Below are 15,582 nucleotides of genomic sequence, written 5' to 3'. Positions count from 1 at the left end.
ACCCGCTGGAAGCGGAGCTGATTAAGATGAAATCGTTGCATGGGGAGCGAACTCGCCCACGCTGACATGGCCTTTTCGGCCGATCTCAATTCACTCCAATCAACAGGAAAACATCATGCGAATTTCCGCACTCGTCGTGGCTTGCGCTGCCGTCGTCGCGCTCGTCTCAACCGCTGCCATTGCCCAATCGAATAATGACGCCGTGGCATCCCACGCCGGTGCAGGAATGACAAAGGCGTCGATCCGTTTGCAGAACCGGCAATTGTCGAAGGCTGTTCGTCACGCGCTGTATTCGACCAAAGGGTTGAACGCCAGCAACATTGCGGTGCTCGTCAAAAACGGAACCGTTTCTCTGGTGGGTACGGTGCCCGATGCAGCACAGATTCAGGTGGCGGGCAATGTTGCCAAACGTGTTCCGCATGTGGCGGCCGTCGACAACCGTGTGATCGTTGAGGAAGAAGGCGGTGGCCAGTAAATGGTGGGCCGCGGGAAACCAGAAGAAAATCGAACCCGTCCTGCATTGGGAAGCAGGATCGCGCGTTTGCGGGCCCCGGCTGCGCTAAACAGCCAGGGCCCGCGCATCGACAAGGAGCGCTGCGTTTAACGATGCAAGCGCAACACTCGAATGCGCGTTAGCTCTGCAGGAACTCCAGCAGATCGGCGTTCACTTTATCCGCCTCGGTCGTGCACATGCCATGGGGCGCACCTGGATAGACCTTCAGTGTGGCATTTTTCACGATCTTCGCTGACAGGCGACCCGCCTGGTCGATCGGGACGATCTGATCGTCGTCGCCGTGAAGGACCAGCGTCGGCACGTCGATCTTCTTCAGATCTGCCGTGTAGTCGACCTCCGAGAACTGCTTGATACATTCGTACTGGCCTTGGACCGAGCCGAGCATACCTTCGCGCCAGAACTCGTCGATCGTGCCCTGCGAGATTTTCGCGTTGGGCCGATTGAAGCCGAAGAACGGCACAGCGAGATCTTTGTAGAACTGCGAGCGGTTGCTCGCGACACTCGCACGAATGCCGTCGAACACCGACATTGGCAGGCCGTTCGGATTGCTTTCGGTCTTGACCATGATCGGCGGCACTGCGCCGATCAGCACGACCTTGGCGACACGTGAGGTGCCATGGCGGCCGATGTAATGTGCGATCTCGCCGCCGCCAGTCGAATGGCCAACGAGCATGGCGCCCTTCAGGTCGAGCGCGTTGATCACCGCAGCCAGATCGTCTGCGTAGGTGTCCATGTCGTTGCCGTGGGACGGCTGATCGGAGCGGCCATGGCCGCGGCGGTCGTGGGCGATGACCCGGTAGCCTTTCTGCACCAGGAACAGCATTTGTGGATCCCACGCGTCGGCATCGAGCGGCCAGCCGTGCGAGAAGACGACCGGCTTGCCGCTGCCCCAATCCTTGAAGAAGATGCGTGTACCATCTTTAGTCGTTACCGTATTCATCGTATGGCGCTCTCCATGTTGTGGGTGGGATGAATTGCCCGCATGTGCATTTCCGCTGGCGGATGCAGCGGCCATCGCGACGGTCGGTGCGGCCATGGCGGCGATCGCCGCGCCGGCTGCGCCCGCGCTCGCTACAAGCACCTGCCTTCGATTCGCCGATGGAATTCCCGATTGATTAGCCATTTTTCTCCAGTCTTGTGTTGTTGGTGGATGTGTCGTAGTGGTAACGCATGACGAGACATCTCAGGCTCCGATAGTACGGATTCGGTAGTTTGTTTGAACTTCATAATCCTTAATTCTTATTAACTCGAAATGCATGTGGCGGTCACGCGGCCACTTCGGCTAACGAGTTTCAATGACGTTCTGCTGATCGCGATCAGGTTGACGGATAGCCAAGTCCGAACGATTGCGCCAACCGGGGGCCCTTCAGAAGCAACGGGGCGACGGCACCGCGCCGCATGGCGGCCCAACGGTCGAGTACCTGCACGACGTCCTTGCCAGATGTGGTTGCCAGCGCTTCGGCGAGGCTCACGGCGTCGTCGGCGGACTTGGAGGTGCCCGAGCCAGTGTGAGGTCGTAGCGTGCAGGCTGCGTCGCCCACTAGAGCGATACGCCCTTTGGCGAACGAGGGGCTCAGGGCGTCGGAGATGGCTTGCAGGAATGGCGCGTGCGTCGCGGCCACCAGTTGCGATAACGCGCGAGGCAGCCCATCGAGCGCCGCCCGATGCAGATAGGCAAGCGACTGTTCCGACAGCTCGCCAGGCGGGACTGATGCGTGGTGCCGGTGACCGTCGCGTCCGGTCAGGAACGCGCCGATTGATGACTCGTCGGGTTCGTTTCTGTACCAGAGCCAATTGAACCGGCGCATGCCTGTGTCGAGCGAGCCATTCAGCGCGGGAATGAGGAATGTCATGAATAGTTCGGCATCTGAACGGTAGAGCGTCATGTTCTCGATCAGATCCACCACCTCCACGCGGTTGAAAGCGTTTTCACTCACCACCCCGCGCCACGCGATGTAACCTGCGTATGACGAGGCGTTACCGGGAAACAGCGCGGAACGAAGCCGCGAGCCGGTGCCGTCCGCGGCGATCAAAATGTCTGCGCGAACCGGCGCCGCGCCGTCGTCGAAACGGATTTCGACATCGTCCGCGTCTTCGGCAACACTCGCTACATTGCGCCCGTAGTGAAGCGAAGCGGGCGGCAACATGCTGCACAGCGACCGGTAGACGGCGTCCCACGATGAAAACGGGAGCAGCTCGGGATCGTCGCGCGTCACATTGCCGTCGATATCGATCCAGCGCCGTCGGTGCGTCGGCACCGCAAGCATCGCGCGGGTTCGATGGCCGTGCTGTTCGAGAAACCGCAGCATCTGCCGCAGCACCACGACTCCACCACCACGACCCCGCAGCGGTCCTGCAGAGCGCTCGTAGACGTGCACGTCGTGGCCCGTGCATGTCAGCGTCAATGCGCATGCGAGCCCTGCGATTGAACCACCCGCGATTGCAATTTTCATGCTGTTGGCGATGCCATGTCGATCCTCCATACGTCTATTTGCCGGCGCAGACTGTCGCCGCCCAAAGGCATGTCACGCAGATCGGCCAGCGTGACTACGCTTCCCGCTATCAACTGTTCAGGCGTTCGAGTGATTCACCCACCTGTCACAGGCGGCATGCACCTGGCGGCGGGAAGAGGTGACATGGTCGTTCCTTTTGCGAGCGATTGAACATGGTGCGAATGGGTGACAGTACCGAGCAGCGTATCGCCGACGGCAAAGAAAATCCTGATGCCGCGCTGAATTTTTGTGAAACCGGAGAGATTCTGTCCGGTTTCCTGACCGAACTCATTGCACCAGGCCTCAACCGCGGACGCAGAACAGGCATGGTGCGGACCGGATGTTCTGGCGATCGGATCAACTGCAAGCGGGTGCGCGGCGCTTTGACGGTCGAGCAGAAGCTTGTCGAATTCGTGGCGACTGTATTCTGTGTCCCGATCGGTCGCTGATATCTTCCCGTGCGTTCTATTAAGAACTATTAAGGGCTCTGCCAAGGACTGGGTGAAAAGCTCTGGATAGACTGGGCTTCAGTCTTCCTCGCACTTCTCGCGAGTGCGGCCTGTCTTCTCATGTTCACTCAACTTCTAGGACGTACAACGCCATGGTAAATCCGAAACTGGAAGTCCTCACGCCTGCAAACTCGCAGATCATCTTCATCGACCAACAGCCGCAAATGGCTTTTGGGGTCCAGTCTATCGACCGTCAGGTACTCAAGAACAACGTAGTAGGACTTGCGAAGGCAGCGCGGGTGTTTAACATTCCCACCACTATTACGACGGTGGAATCCGAAAGTTTTTCTGGCTATACGTACCCGGAATTGCTGGACGTATTTCCGGAGCACAAAGTGCTCGAACGCTCGTCCATGAATTCGTGGGACGACCAGAAGGTTCGTGACTCGCTTGCTGCGAATGGCCGAAAAAAGGTAGTGGTGGCAGGTTTGTGGACCGAGGTTTGCAACAACACGTTTGCGCTGTGCGCCATGGCCGAAGGTGACTACGAAATCTATATGGTCGCCGACGCGTCGGGCGGCACCTCGAAGGACGCGCATGACTACGCGATGCAGCGGATGATTCAGGCCGGCGTGGTTCCGATGACCTGGCAACAGGTACTGCTCGAGTGGCAGCGCGACTGGGCGCACAAAGAGACTTACAACGAAGTCATGGCGATTGCCAAAGAGCATTCGGGCGCGTACGGGATGGGCGTGGACTATGCCTACACCATGGTGCACAAGGCTGCCCAGCGCGCGGCGGGGACGCACGAGGTTCTGGCGCCGGTGCCGGCAAAGAAATAATAAGTCGCGGCGAGCGCCCGCTTTACACGAATAGCCCCGTGCGTGAAAAGCGGCGCGCCCCCTATCAGGATCGCCATGACTTTCAATACGTCCGCGCCGGAGCCGGCCTTCCGCTTTCCGGGGAATCGTTCATGAATAAACACGAAGACACGATTCTTGCGCTGATAGCGGGCTACGTTGACACCGTCGGGTTCGTTGCGTTGTTCGGACTCTTCACCGCGCATGTCACGGGCAACTTCGTACTGATCGGCGCGGAGTTCGCAGGCGGGGGGCAAGGTGTGCTGCTGAAGCTGCTGGCGTTTCCGTCTTTTATAGTCGGCATTGCGCTGAGCAGCGTTATTTTCAAGTTTCTGGAGCGCAATCATCCGGCGGATGCTGCGAGCGCTTTGTACCTGTTTCAGGCAATGCTGCTCGTTTCATTCCTTGTGACAGGCTTGATCGCGACGCCAATCAAGGCATCGAATGCATCAATGGTGCTGGCGTGCGGCGTACTGGGAACCATGGCGATGGGCGTGCAGAACGCGCGTGGCAGGTTGCTGATGGTCACGGGGCTGCCGAACACGGTGATGACCGGAAACGTGACGCAGATCGTGCTCGACGTGATCGAGTTGATACACCGGGGCGCCGCGGGCGGGCATGGGCAGCAGGTTCGAGGGCGCCTCCAATCGACGTTGGCGGCGATGTGCGGCTTTGCTGTCGGCGCGGTTGGCGGCGCATTGACCTACGTCGAATTTTCCTTTCTCGCGATTACATTCCCAGTGGCCATTTTGTTATTTCTTGCCTGGAAGAGAAGGGCGATGCCGAAGGCAAGCGGTTAGCTTGTCGCGAACCGGCCATCTGGTCACCGATATCGATCAGGCGGTGAAGGGCGGCATGAGCCGCGCGATCTTCAATAAAAATTCGCAACTGCGTCGAACGCGTGGACGCGATGCTTTTTTTGCGTATATGACTGGCTGCCGGTCAATTACGAAGCCGCGCCCGGTCGATGACCCGGGCGCCTACCTTGTCTTTCATCACTTTCGGAAAACGAAAAATGGCAACTGAAGCGACGGCAGTCACTCACCACACGCTGCGTGCGAACGGCATCCGGCAGCATTTCCTCGATGCCGGTAGCGGCCCGGTTGTCGTGCTCCTGCACGGTTTCCCCGAGACGAGCTTTGCGTGGCGTCATCAGATTCCCGTGCTGGCCCAGCACTATCGGGTCATCGCGCCGGACCTGCGGGGCTATGGCGAAACCGACAAACCCGGTTCCGGCTACGACAAGCGGAACATGGCGATGGACATCATTAGTCTGCTCGACGAACTGGGGATCGGCAAGGTCGCGCTCGTCGGGCACGATCGCGGCGCGCGCGTGGCCACTCGGCTGACGAAGGATCATCCTGAACGGGTCGATCGGCTCGTCGTGATGGATAACGTGCCGACGCGGGTAGTCGCACAAAACATGAATCCACAAACAGCGCGTGCGTACTGGTTTTTTCTGTTCCATCTGGTCGCGGACCTTCCGGAAACGCTGATCGCGGGGAAGGAAGACGCGTGGCTGCATCACTTTTTCGCCGACTGGTGCTACAACCCGCACACGATCGAAGGCGCGGACTTCGATACGTACGTGAAAGCGTACAAGCGGCCGGGCGCGGTGCGAGGCGCAATGTCGGACTATCGCGCGAATTCCGAGGACGTCGCTCAGGATCTGGTCGACGCGGACGTGAAAATTGCGTGCCCGACTATGGCGCTGTGGGGTGAAGACTTCTATGCGGTGGGCGGCATGTTCGACATGAAGGCTGTCTGGGAAGGCATGGCAAACAACCTCCGTGCCGAACCGATCTCGCATTGCGGGCATTTGCCCCAGGAGGAACAGCCGGAACGGGTCAACGAATTGCTGGTGGATTTCCTGCGGGGCTGGACTGGGAATTGATTGACCGTCGGACGCTCCGCGGCTACGAGCCGCACGATAGCTGAAGTGCCCGGCCGCGGGACGTAATCCGCGGCCGGTTGACCGGCAGAAGCATGATGCATGGCCAAACCCGACCGCATGCGCAAAACACTCGCGGCGCAAGTCAAAGATAGCCGAGCAGGAAGATTGTTGCGGTCAGGGTGAAAATCGACAAGACGCTCGAGGCGACCAGCGTCGTGCCCGATGGCGTGTCCTGTACGCCGTACGACAAGCCGAACAGAATGCCGAACGAACCACATGGAATCGCCGAGAGCAAAATGGCTTGACCGGCAATCGGCTTCGGCAGCGCGAACACCACGACCAGCAAATAGGCGATTAGCGGTTGGATCACGTTGCTGAGCGCCACGCCAACCCATACTTCCTTATCCAGCCGGAAAGGTTGTGACGCCAGTATCAACCCGGTCGAAAACAACGCCAGGCCCGCTGTCGTGCTGCCGATGATATTGAGTGACTGCACCATGAGCCCCGGCAACTGCCAACCCGCAAGCGAAACCAGCACACCGAAAAGCGGTGCGATCACGATCGGCTTGACGAATGTCGTGATCAACGCCTTTGCCAGCAGATTCGAGTGCGCGCCGTCGTTCTCGCGAGTCTTTGCACGTTCGAGCAGGATCAACCCGGCTGGCGACATCACAACCGAGGCGGTCGTGATCGCAAGCGCGACGGTCAAGTCGCTTGCTTCACCGTAGACGCTATGCAAAAGCGGAAGGCCGACCGCGGCAAAGTTCGGCATACCAATAGTGACCGCGCGGACGGCCGCATTCGACGGCGCCACCTTGAAAAGAAAACGCGACAACGCAAGCGACGCGACGTACGGCACCAGCATTACCGCTATCAGCAGGAGGATCAGCACGAGGTGGCTGTCGAGGCTGGTGCGCTGCATCTTGGCTGTGTACAGGAACAGCGCGAACGGCAGCGCGTAGTCGACCAGCATGGTATTGATCGAAGATAACGGCATGCTGCCCCGAGCGAGCTTGCCCGCCAGATAGCCTGTCGCCATAGAAAAGAAGAACGGCACTAGCGCGTAAGCTATCTCGTGAATCATCTGTCGTTGCCCGTGTGATGGCGTCCACGTCGGGCGCCGTTGAATGTCGTAATCGACGGAGGCCACCTCTATTGCGGCAACGAAGTCTATTGATCGGCGCGCATTAAGTCTTTAGGAAAACATGAAGCATTATTAACGGTGCCGGATGTACGAGATCGATTCAAGCGAACGCGTGATACAGATTTTTTTGAGCTGTACGTTAAGTTTCTTTCACGCACGCCATTTGCCGGCTTTTTGGGGCTCTGTCCTTCCTCGGCGACCACACGCCCCCAGATGTATGACGGTCGCGCGACAGCCGGTTCGATCGATTGCATCGAAAACCTGCAGGACTTCGAAGGATAGGTTTGTGGCGGACAGACGAATCTATCGAGGTTCCAAGCCCAAGAGTTGGCCGGGGAAGATCAGCGTTGACCTTCGGCGTCACGTGGCGCTTCAGACGAGGTGGCGTAATTTTTAATAACTATTCAGTCCGGCCTAATTTCATTAGCAGAATCGCTGGGTAGTATGACTTGCAACTAGCGTCCAGCGCAATATGTTCGCGCCGATTGGATAGAGGACGTGGCTTGCTCGGCCGTATGATCACAATACTGGATTTCAGAATGTCCGCTATGGCCATCCCGCAATCCATATCGGAGCGTTTGTATGAAACGGGTTGGAATTTCTCCGGGGCGCCGCGCGTTTCTGCGTAGTGTCGCGAGCGCGGGACCGGCCGCCGTGGCGATCGGCGCCGGCGTGGCCGGCGTTGCGGCGAGTTCGACAGCAGGCAACACACCGAACTGGACGCCCAGCTACTTTACGCCCGACGAATGGAGCGTGCTTGTCGCGCTGGTCGATCGCCTGATCCCTGCGGACAGCGAAGGGCCAGGTGCGATTGAGGCGGGCGTGCCGGAATTCATCGACAGCCAGATGAACACGCCCTACGGCTATGGCGCCCTTTGGTACATGCACGGGCCCTTCGTTGCAGGGCCCGCGACGCTCGGCTATCAGCTCGAATTCAGCCCCCGGGCGCTGTACCGAAGTGCGTTGGCCGGACTGGACGAACAGGTGCGCAAGCGGTTTTCGAAACGCTTCGATGAGCTCGACGCCAGTACGCGCGACAGCATGATTGGCGAATTGGAATCGGGCAAGCTGGGTATCGGCGACGTGCCCGCAGTGGACTTCTTTGCGCAACTGTTGCAGAACACGCGCGAAGGCTATTTCTGCGATCCGAAGCACGGAGGCAATCGCGATATGGCGGCGTGGAAGATGATCAATTTCCCTGGGGCAAGAGCCGACTATATCGACTGGGTCGAACAGTATGGAAGGCGCTACCCGCTTGCGCCGGTATCCAGCGCCTGAGCGCCTCATCTTCCATGTCGATCAATGCCGTTGCAGGCGCGAGGTGCGCGGGAATCAACGCGTTCCCACCAGGATAATTCAATGACAGACCAAACGATGAAAGGCGTCGACGTGGTGATCGTCGGCTTTGGCTGGGCCGGCGCCATCATGGCGAAGGAGTTGACCGAAGCCGGCTTGCAGGTGCTCGCGCTGGAACGTGGGCAATACCGCGATACGTATCCGGACGGTGCGTATCCGACCACGCTGGACGAACTCACCTATCTGCAGCGTTTCAAGCTGTTTCAGAATATGGCGCGAAGTACGTTCACCTTCCGTCACAACATGAACGACACGGCGTTGCCGTATCGGCAGATAGGCGCATTCAAACCGGGTGAAGGGGTTGGCGGCGCGGGTCTCCATTGGGCAGGCCAGCACTGGCGGATTTATCCGGAGGAGCTCAGGCTGCGCTCGCACTACGTTGAGCGTTACGGTGCAAAGTTCATTCCGAAGAACATGACGCTGCAGGATTTTGGTGTGTCTTATGAAGAGCTGGAACCGCATTTCGACTTCGCCGAAAAAGTATTCGGCACGTCGGGGCAGGCGTACCGAGTGAACGGCCAGGTTGTGGGAGATGGCAATCCGTTCGAAGCAGACCGCTCGGGTGCTTTTCCGCTGCCCGCGCAGAAAGTACCCTATGGTCCTCATATTTTCATGAAAGCGGCGCGCGAATTGGGTTTCCATCCATTTCGCGCGCCGTCGGCCACGGTGTCGGCAGCCTATACGAATCCGTATGGTTGCCAGATGGGACCGTGCAACTTCTGCGGGTATTGTTCGGGCTACGCGTGCTACAACTATTCGAAAGCGTCGCCCAATGTGAATATCCTACCAGCATTGCGCGGTTTGCCGAACTTCGAACTCCGGCCCAACTGCACGGTGTTGCGAATTACGCTCGACAGGACGCGCAAGGTCGCCACCGGTGTCGAGTATGTCGATGCCGCAGGTAAAGTTGTCGCACAACCCGCCAGGATTGTCATAGCGAGCACCTTCGCCTATAACAACGCACATCTTTTCATGCTGTCGGGAATCGGCCAGCAATACGACCCGGTGAGCGGTGAGGGTACTGTCGGCAAGAACGTGTCGTATCAGATGCTTTCGAATATCCAGGTTTTTTTCGAACCGGGGACGAATAGCAATCCATTTATCGGCGCCGGCGGCAACAGCGTCGCGTTCGACGATTTCAACGCAGATAACTTCGACCATGGCCCCCACGGCTTTGTCGGCGGTGCGGCGCTGTGGTGCAACCCGGCGGGAGCCAAGCCGATTTCGGGCATAGCGGTGCCGGCGGGAACCCCTAAATGGGGGAGCACGTGGAAGAAGGCAGTCAAAGATAACTACGTGAACACGGTGTCGATCGACTCGAACGGCACCAACATGGTCTATCGCGATTGTTATCTCGATCTCGATCCGACATATCAGAACAAATACGGGCAACCGCTGTTGCGTTTTACGTTCGACTGGAAAGACAACGACATTCGCATGACCCGTTTCGTGACCGACAAGCTGGTCCAGGTCGCAAAGGCAATGGGGCCGAAGGACTATACGGTCACGCAAAAGAACTTCGGCGATCACTTCGACGTGCGGCCGTATCAGACCACGCATTGGGCCGGCGGCCTGATCATGGGCGAGCATCCGAAGACGAGTGCGTTGAACCGCTATCTGCAAAGCTGGGACGTGCATAACGTCTTTGCGATCGGCTCCAACGTGTTTCCGGTGGGCCTCGGCTATAACCCCACGGGCGCGGTCGCCGCGCTGGCCTACTGGTCGGCGAAAGCGATCAGGACGCAGTACCTGAAAGACCCGCGGCCACTGGTGGATGCGTGATGAAATATATCGATAGCCTGCGCTGCGGCGCGATGGTGGCCATCTGCATGCTGGTGCTTCCCTGGGGCGCGGACGCCGCGCCGGCTGCGGACGCGGCGCAGGTCGAGCGCGGCGCATACCTCGCGCGTGCAGGCGACTGCATTGCCTGTCACACGGCGAAGAACGGCAAACCATTCGCAGGTGGCTATCCGCTCGGCACACCGCTCGGCAAGGTGTACTCGACGAATATCACTCCGGACAAGACAAGCGGCATCGGCGCCTGGACCTACGACGACTTCGCGACGTTGATGCGCCGGGGAAGAACGAAGAGCGGGTATGCGGTTTATCCGGCCATGCCGTATCCATCGTATGCGCATATCGACGATGCGGACATGCATGCGCTCTATGCCTACTTCATGTACGGCGTAGCGCCCGTCAGGCAGGCGAACCGCGATAACGACATTCCATGGCCATTGTCGATGCGCTGGCCGCTGACGGTTTGGGGCTGGGTCTTCGGACCCGGACCGAAACTGTACGTTGCACCGGCGGGCACACCGGTGGAAGTCGCGCGTGGCGCCTATCTGGTGCAGGGCCTCGGACATTGTGGAAGCTGTCATACACCGCGAGGCGTCGGGCTTCAGGAGTTGTCGCTAGGCGACGATACCGATCCGGTCTACCTCGCGGGCGGGGCATCGATAGACGGCTGGATTGCACCGTCGCTGCGCAACGAACATGGAGACGGTCTTGCGGCCATGTCGACTGAGGACATCGTGGCGTTTCTGAAAAGCGGGCGCAACGCACATATCGCCTCATTCGGCGCGATGAACGACGTGGTCGTGAATTCGATGCAGCATCTGAACGAAGCCGACCTGAAGGGCATTGCGGCTTATCTGAAGTCGCTGTCGCCGCACAAGGACGCGGCGCAGCCGTATCGCTACGACGCAACGGTTGCGACCGCGCTTTATCACGGACAGGTGCCCAGTGCCGGCGCGCAGATCTATCTCGACCGTTGCGCCGGTTGTCATCGCTCTGACGGCACGGGGAACGGCAAGGCATTCCCGGCGCTGGCGGGCAATCCGATATTGCAGACCGACGATCCGACGTCGGCGATTCACATCGTTCTGTCGGGCGGCTCGATGCCGGCGACACGCACTGCGCCCTCGGCCATCACGATGGGTCCGTATGCAGCCATTCTGAGCGATCGACAGATAGCGGACGTAGTGACTTTCGTGCAAACCAGTTGGGGCAACCGGGGCGGCACAGCGACCGAGCGCCAGGTGGGCAAAGTGCGCAAGTCGTTGGTGAAGGTGGCTCCGACGGTGTCGGTGGCTGACACGCCGTAACTGACACGCCGTAAGTCTCATGGCGCCTTCAGCGCAGATTCGATCAGTAGTTTTCAGCCGCAATTCAGGACGTTTTTCTGATCCTCCCGGTAGCCCGGCTGCGAATGGACGAGGGCAAAGCGTCGATGATCGTGACGAGTCCACCTGGCCACGCTGCTTCGAAGGTGGCGAGCGCTTCGTCGTCGGCAATCGCGCGCGGCGCGGACGCCTGCACGAATCTGGGTGTGCTGCCGTCGTCGCCGGCAATGAACACGGTCACGCCCTCGGCCTGGATCGGCGACGACGACACGGGCTGCCGGCCGCCGAGCAGGCTCGGGTGGCTCAGCCGTCCAACGTGCCAGAGCTGCGCGAAGATGCGGCTGCACGGCGGCGTGCACGGCGTGGGTCACCTTGCGCCATCCGGCGACCTGCGCGGGCGTGTGAATGCCGGGCGTCCATGCGTAGCCCTTGCCGAGTGGCGAAATATAGGTGCCTTCGCTGACGACGAGGCCCGCGCCCGCGCGTTGCGCATAATAGGCGGCCATCAGGTCGTTGGCTTCGTCGCCGGGTTGGCTGGCGCGCGAGCGCGTCATGGGCGGCATCACGATGCGGTTCGGCAGGGTCATGCTGCGCAGGTATTCGACCAGCTTGCGGCTCTGCAAATACGGGCTCAACTCGATCTGATTGGTCGCGATCGCGTCCTTGCCGACCGCGGCGATCGCCTGCTTCGTCAGTTCGATATTGAAGTTCGAGATACCGATCTGCCGCGTCAGGCCTTTTGCTTGCACGTCGGCAAGAGCTGTCATGAACGTCTCGAGCGGCACCTCGTTATCCGGGGCACATCGAGCCCACGGTGAGTTCGTCGAGCGGCGAGACGCTGAGACAACTCGCGCTCGAAGGCAACGGGATCGTCTGCCTGTCGGATTTCATGACCACGCAGGACCGTGAAGCCGGGCGGCTCATGCAAGTCCTTACGCGCCACACGCAAGACGTGCGGCAGCCGATTCAAACCGTCTATTACCGGAATACGGTGATTTCATCACGGATCGCGTCGGTCGTCGATTATCTGGTCGAGGCGCTCGGCAGTGGAACGCGGGCGCGCAGGCCGGCTGCGTGGGCGGGTCAGTAATGAGCGCCTGAGACGCAATCATCGCCGATTCGCCCGATGCTGGCACCGCCTTAAAACAACGCCCTTTGCCCTGACATCAAGGTGGTGAAATCATCGCGCAGCAGCGGCAGGATCGCGTCGGCTACAGGCTGCAATTGCCGCGTCAGATAGTGTTCGTAATCGATGGCCGAGCGCAGCGTTTCCAGCGGCTCGGGGCCGGCCACCGTCATCACATAGCTGATCCAGCCGCCGTTCTGGTATTGCAGCGGACGCCCTTGCCGCTGATTGAACTCGTCCGCCACCCGCGCCGCCCGCACATGCGGCGGCACATTGCGCTCATATTCGCCGAGCGGCCGGCGCACGCGCTTGCGATACACGAGCTGATCGTCGAGCTTGCCTTCGAGCGTGTCGCGCACATAGTCGCGCACGTAATCCTGATACGGCTGCTGTGTGAAGATGCGGCGGTAGAGTTCCTGCTGAAACTGTTGCGCGAGCGGCGTCCAGTCCGTGCGGACCGTTTCGAGCCCTTTATAGACGATGTCCTCGCTGCCGTCCGGCAACACCGTGAGGCCTGCGTAGCGCTTCTTGCTGCCTTCCTCGGCACCGCGAATGGTCGGCATGAAGAAGCGCCGGTAATGCCGCTCGAATTGCAATTCGAGCGCACTGTCGAGTCCGAAGCGCTGCTGCAGATTCTGCCGCCACCATGCATTGATATGCTCGACTAGCGCGCGGCCGATGCGGCTTGCGTCTTCCTCGCTGTGTGCGTGCTTGAGCCAGACGAAGGTCGAATCCGTGTCGCCGTAAATGACCTCGTAGCCTTCGCCTTGAATCAGTTCGCGCGTGGCATGCATGATTTCGTGGCCGCGCATGGTGATCGACGAGGCGAGACGCGGATCGAAGAAGCGGCAGCCGGTCGATCCCAGTACGCCGTAAAAGGCGTTCATGATGATCTTCAATGCCTGCGAAAGCGGCTTGTTGTTCTCGCGTTTGGCGGTTTCCCGGCCTTGCCAGACCTGCCCGACGATCGACGGCAAGCAATGGCGCGTGCGTGAGAAGCGCGCGCCGAGAAAGCCGGGCACGGATTGATCGTCGGCGGGATTCAGCATGCCTTCCACCAGACCGACCGGGTCGATCAGAAACGTGCGGATAATCGACGGATACAGGCTCTTATAGTCCAGCACCAGCACGGAGTCGTAAAGCCCGGGGCGCGAATCCATCACGAAGCCACCGGGGCTCGCGGCTCCGGCCACGTCGCCGAGATTGGGCGCGACGTAGCCTTGCCGATGCATGCGCGGCATGTACAGATGCGTGAACGCCGCCACCGATCCGCCGCTGCGATCCGCCGGCAGCCCGGTGACGCTCGCGCGCTCCAGCAGGAACGGCAGCAAGTCCGTCTTCGCGAAGATGCGTGTGACGAGCTCGCAGTCCTTGAGGTTGTACTGCGCGAGCGCGGGCTTGTCCTCGTCGAAGCGGCGCTGGATTTCATCCATGCGCTGATACGGATTGTCGATCGACTTGCCTTCGCCCAGCACGGAACGCGCGACATGTTCGAGACTGAACGAAGGGAAACTCCACGTCGCGGAGCGCAGCGCCTCGATGCCGTCGATAATCAGCCGCCCCGCGGCGCCGGCGAAGAAGTGGTTCTGTTTGAGTCCGTGCTCGCGCCATTCCATGACTGCACCACCGCGGCCGAGCCGCAGCGGTATGCGATATTGTTCGGCGTGCTGCTGCAGCACACGCAGGTCGAACTGCACCAGATTCCATCCGATAATCGCATCGGGATCATGCCGTTCCAGCCATGCATTCAGTTTTTCCAGCAACTGTGCGCGGGTTTCGCAGTATTCGAGGTCGAAGTCGAGCGTGCTCGCGTCGCCATTGGACGGCCCCAGCATATACACCTGGCGCTGTCCGCAACCTTCCAGCGCGATCGAATACAACTCGGCGTGGGCGCTGGTTTCGATGTCGAGCGAAACCAGTTTCAGGGGCGGGCGATAACCGGTGGCCGGCTTGAGTTCGCTGTTCAGAAGCGGGCCGTGATGGTCGCTGCTCCGCGCCTCGCCGCCGAACCACACCGGCGCGGTGATGAAGCGCTCCATCATGTAGCGCTCAGGCGGGAATATGTCGGTTTCGTAGACGTCGACGCCGCCTTGCTTCAGGCGTTTTTCGAAACCGGTCAATTGCCGGTACTGCGGACAGTAAAGTCCCATGACCGGCCGATGCTGAAAGTCGCGGAGATCGAGCGGACGCAGATCGAGTGGCGCCTCGCGGCGCAGGATCGTTTCCGCTCGCTCGCGGTGCTCAACGGGAATGAACGCAACCGAAGGTTGAGGACGCAAACGGATGTGACGGGGCCCGCTGTCCGTTGCCAGCCAGAATTCGACTTCCGTGCCGGCGGGCGTATCCCGCCAATGTCGGGTCAAAATGAAACCCTGTTCAAGCTCAGTCAAACTTCCACCTCTAAAGCAGGCGTGATCGCCTTGCACGATTTTACCGCCATGCGCTTCGAGTCGTTGCGTCATTCCCGAGCGTTGCCGGGGAGGCTCGACCTGCCGCCTGATGTTGGCCGTGTGTGGCCTTCCGCCACGCTGGATGCAGCCGCGCGGCGCAATCTGTATGATCGTGCTGCAGCGATTCCTTCTGGCACAGCCCATGTGCCAGTCAAGTCTTTAAATACGGAGTGAA

Annotated in this window: 13 protein-coding genes and 3 pseudogenes; 10 read left to right on the top strand and 6 right to left on the bottom strand. The window is 60.0% G+C overall.

The features are described from left to right. The first annotated feature begins 115 nt into the window (after positions 1 to 115). Complete coding sequence (locus P0D68_RS00980; RefSeq protein ID WP_408295599.1) at positions 116 to 475, top strand: BON domain-containing protein; 360 nt, start codon at positions 116 to 118, stop codon at positions 473 to 475. A gap of 157 nt (positions 476 to 632) precedes the next feature. On the opposite strand, the gene P0D68_RS00975 is transcribed toward P0D68_RS00980, so the two are convergent. Both P0D68_RS00975 and P0D68_RS00970 read right to left on the bottom strand, forming a co-directional pair. Beyond that, on the bottom strand, positions 633 to 1,454 hold the full coding sequence (locus tag P0D68_RS00975; RefSeq protein WP_091807507.1) for an alpha/beta fold hydrolase: 822 nt from the start codon (positions 1,452 to 1,454) through the stop codon (positions 633 to 635). Between the two features lie 376 nt (positions 1,455 to 1,830). Beyond that, positions 1,831 to 2,967 carry an FAD binding domain-containing protein gene (locus tag P0D68_RS00970; RefSeq protein WP_408295596.1) on the bottom strand — a complete coding sequence of 379 codons (1,137 nt, stop codon included), beginning with the start codon at positions 2,965 to 2,967 and terminating at the stop codon, positions 1,831 to 1,833. A gap of 221 nt (positions 2,968 to 3,188) precedes the next feature. Here P0D68_RS00970 and P0D68_RS00965 point away from each other — a divergent pair, with 221 nt between their 5' ends. From P0D68_RS00965 to P0D68_RS00945, 5 genes are all read left to right on the top strand, one after another. Continuing rightward, on the top strand, positions 3,189 to 3,455 hold the full coding sequence (locus P0D68_RS00965; RefSeq protein WP_091807509.1) for a hypothetical protein: 267 nt from the start codon (positions 3,189 to 3,191) through the stop codon (positions 3,453 to 3,455). A gap of 152 nt (positions 3,456 to 3,607) precedes the next feature. Then, positions 3,608 to 4,297: a hydrolase gene (locus tag P0D68_RS00960; protein ID WP_408295593.1), complete on the top strand. Its 690-nt coding sequence runs from the start codon at positions 3,608 to 3,610 to the stop codon at positions 4,295 to 4,297. A 131-nt stretch (positions 4,298 to 4,428) separates the two neighbouring features. Further along, the gene (locus tag P0D68_RS00955; RefSeq protein WP_408295591.1) at positions 4,429 to 5,115 is read left to right on the top strand and encodes a YoaK family protein; all 687 of its coding nucleotides are present in this window, start codon (positions 4,429 to 4,431) and stop codon (positions 5,113 to 5,115) included. Position 5,116: 1 nt separating this feature from the next. After that, positions 5,117 to 5,341: a hypothetical protein gene (locus P0D68_RS00950; RefSeq protein WP_408295589.1), complete on the top strand. Its 225-nt coding sequence runs from the start codon at positions 5,117 to 5,119 to the stop codon at positions 5,339 to 5,341. Then, positions 5,331 to 6,209 (top strand): alpha/beta fold hydrolase, encoded by an 879-nt coding sequence (locus P0D68_RS00945; protein ID WP_408295586.1) that lies wholly within the window; start codon positions 5,331 to 5,333, stop codon positions 6,207 to 6,209. The genes P0D68_RS00950 and P0D68_RS00945 overlap by 11 nt, the downstream gene beginning before the upstream one ends. A gap of 142 nt (positions 6,210 to 6,351) precedes the next feature. Here the strand turns inward: P0D68_RS00945 and P0D68_RS00940 are convergent, their stop codons facing one another. Then, the gene (locus tag P0D68_RS00940; protein ID WP_408295583.1) at positions 6,352 to 7,293 is read right to left on the bottom strand and encodes an AEC family transporter; all 942 of its coding nucleotides are present in this window, start codon (positions 7,291 to 7,293) and stop codon (positions 6,352 to 6,354) included. Positions 7,294 to 7,935: 642 nt separating this feature from the next. Here P0D68_RS00940 and P0D68_RS00935 point away from each other — a divergent pair. From P0D68_RS00935 to P0D68_RS00925, 3 genes are all read left to right on the top strand, one after another. Then, on the top strand, positions 7,936 to 8,631 hold the full coding sequence (locus P0D68_RS00935) for a gluconate 2-dehydrogenase subunit 3 family protein (protein ID WP_408295580.1): 696 nt from the start codon (positions 7,936 to 7,938) through the stop codon (positions 8,629 to 8,631). Positions 8,632 to 8,712: 81 nt separating this feature from the next. Beyond that, positions 8,713 to 10,491, top strand: a complete 1,779-nt coding sequence (locus tag P0D68_RS00930) for a GMC family oxidoreductase (protein ID WP_408182632.1) — start codon at positions 8,713 to 8,715, stop codon at positions 10,489 to 10,491. Then, positions 10,491 to 11,813 (top strand): c-type cytochrome, encoded by a 1,323-nt coding sequence (locus P0D68_RS00925; protein WP_408295577.1) that lies wholly within the window; start codon positions 10,491 to 10,493, stop codon positions 11,811 to 11,813. Before P0D68_RS00930 ends, P0D68_RS00925 begins: the two co-directional genes overlap by 1 nt. A gap of 175 nt (positions 11,814 to 11,988) precedes the next feature. Here P0D68_RS00925 and P0D68_RS00920 read toward each other — a convergent pair. Both P0D68_RS00920 and dkgB read right to left on the bottom strand, forming a co-directional pair. Continuing rightward, a pseudogene (locus tag P0D68_RS00920) lies at positions 11,989 to 12,418 on the bottom strand (oxidoreductase); the annotation flags it as partial. Between the two features lie 60 nt (positions 12,419 to 12,478). Beyond that, positions 12,479 to 12,598 (bottom strand): annotated as a pseudogene (gene dkgB / locus P0D68_RS35620) (2,5-didehydrogluconate reductase DkgB); the annotation flags it as partial. A gap of 26 nt (positions 12,599 to 12,624) precedes the next feature. Here dkgB and P0D68_RS00915 point away from each other — a divergent pair. Next, positions 12,625 to 12,921, top strand: a pseudogene (locus P0D68_RS00915) (LysR substrate-binding domain-containing protein); the annotation flags it as partial. Between the two features lie 50 nt (positions 12,922 to 12,971). On the opposite strand, the gene P0D68_RS00910 reads toward P0D68_RS00915, so the two are convergent. Continuing rightward, positions 12,972 to 15,347 (bottom strand): DNA polymerase II, encoded by a 2,376-nt coding sequence (locus P0D68_RS00910; RefSeq protein ID WP_408295574.1) that lies wholly within the window; start codon positions 15,345 to 15,347, stop codon positions 12,972 to 12,974. Positions 15,348 to 15,582 lie beyond the last annotated feature (235 nt).

This window comes from Paraburkholderia sp. RL17-380-BIE-A (assembly GCF_046028085.1).
Taxonomy (GTDB): Bacteria; Pseudomonadota; Gammaproteobacteria; order Burkholderiales; family Burkholderiaceae; genus Paraburkholderia.
The sequence above is the reverse complement of the archived record's forward strand: the minus strand, read 5'-3'. Positions and strand labels throughout refer to the sequence as shown.

Bases quoted from the DNA above. Each gene is read 5' to 3' on its own strand.
- P0D68_RS00940 (WP_408295583.1), bottom strand. From the start codon at position 7,293: ATGATTCACGAGATAGCTTACGCGCTAGTGCCGTTCTTCTTTTCTATG.
- P0D68_RS00930 (WP_408182632.1), top strand. From the start codon at position 8,713: ATGACAGACCAAACGATGAAAGGCGTCGACGTGGTGATCGTCGGCTTT.
- P0D68_RS00935 (WP_408295580.1), top strand. From the start codon at position 7,936: ATGAAACGGGTTGGAATTTCTCCGGGGCGCCGCGCGTTTCTGCGTAGT.
- P0D68_RS00970 (WP_408295596.1), bottom strand. From the start codon at position 2,967: ATGAAAATTGCAATCGCGGGTGGTTCAATCGCAGGGCTCGCATGCGCA.
- P0D68_RS00980 (WP_408295599.1), top strand. From the start codon at position 116: ATGCGAATTTCCGCACTCGTCGTGGCTTGCGCTGCCGTCGTCGCGCTC.
- P0D68_RS00960 (WP_408295593.1), top strand. From the start codon at position 3,608: ATGGTAAATCCGAAACTGGAAGTCCTCACGCCTGCAAACTCGCAGATC.
- P0D68_RS00975 (WP_091807507.1), bottom strand. From the start codon at position 1,454: ATGAATACGGTAACGACTAAAGATGGTACACGCATCTTCTTCAAGGAT.
- P0D68_RS00925 (WP_408295577.1), top strand. From the start codon at position 10,491: ATGAAATATATCGATAGCCTGCGCTGCGGCGCGATGGTGGCCATCTGC.
- P0D68_RS00955 (WP_408295591.1), top strand. From the start codon at position 4,429: ATGAATAAACACGAAGACACGATTCTTGCGCTGATAGCGGGCTACGTT.
- P0D68_RS00945 (WP_408295586.1), top strand. From the start codon at position 5,331: ATGGCAACTGAAGCGACGGCAGTCACTCACCACACGCTGCGTGCGAAC.
- P0D68_RS00965 (WP_091807509.1), top strand. From the start codon at position 3,189: ATGGGTGACAGTACCGAGCAGCGTATCGCCGACGGCAAAGAAAATCCT.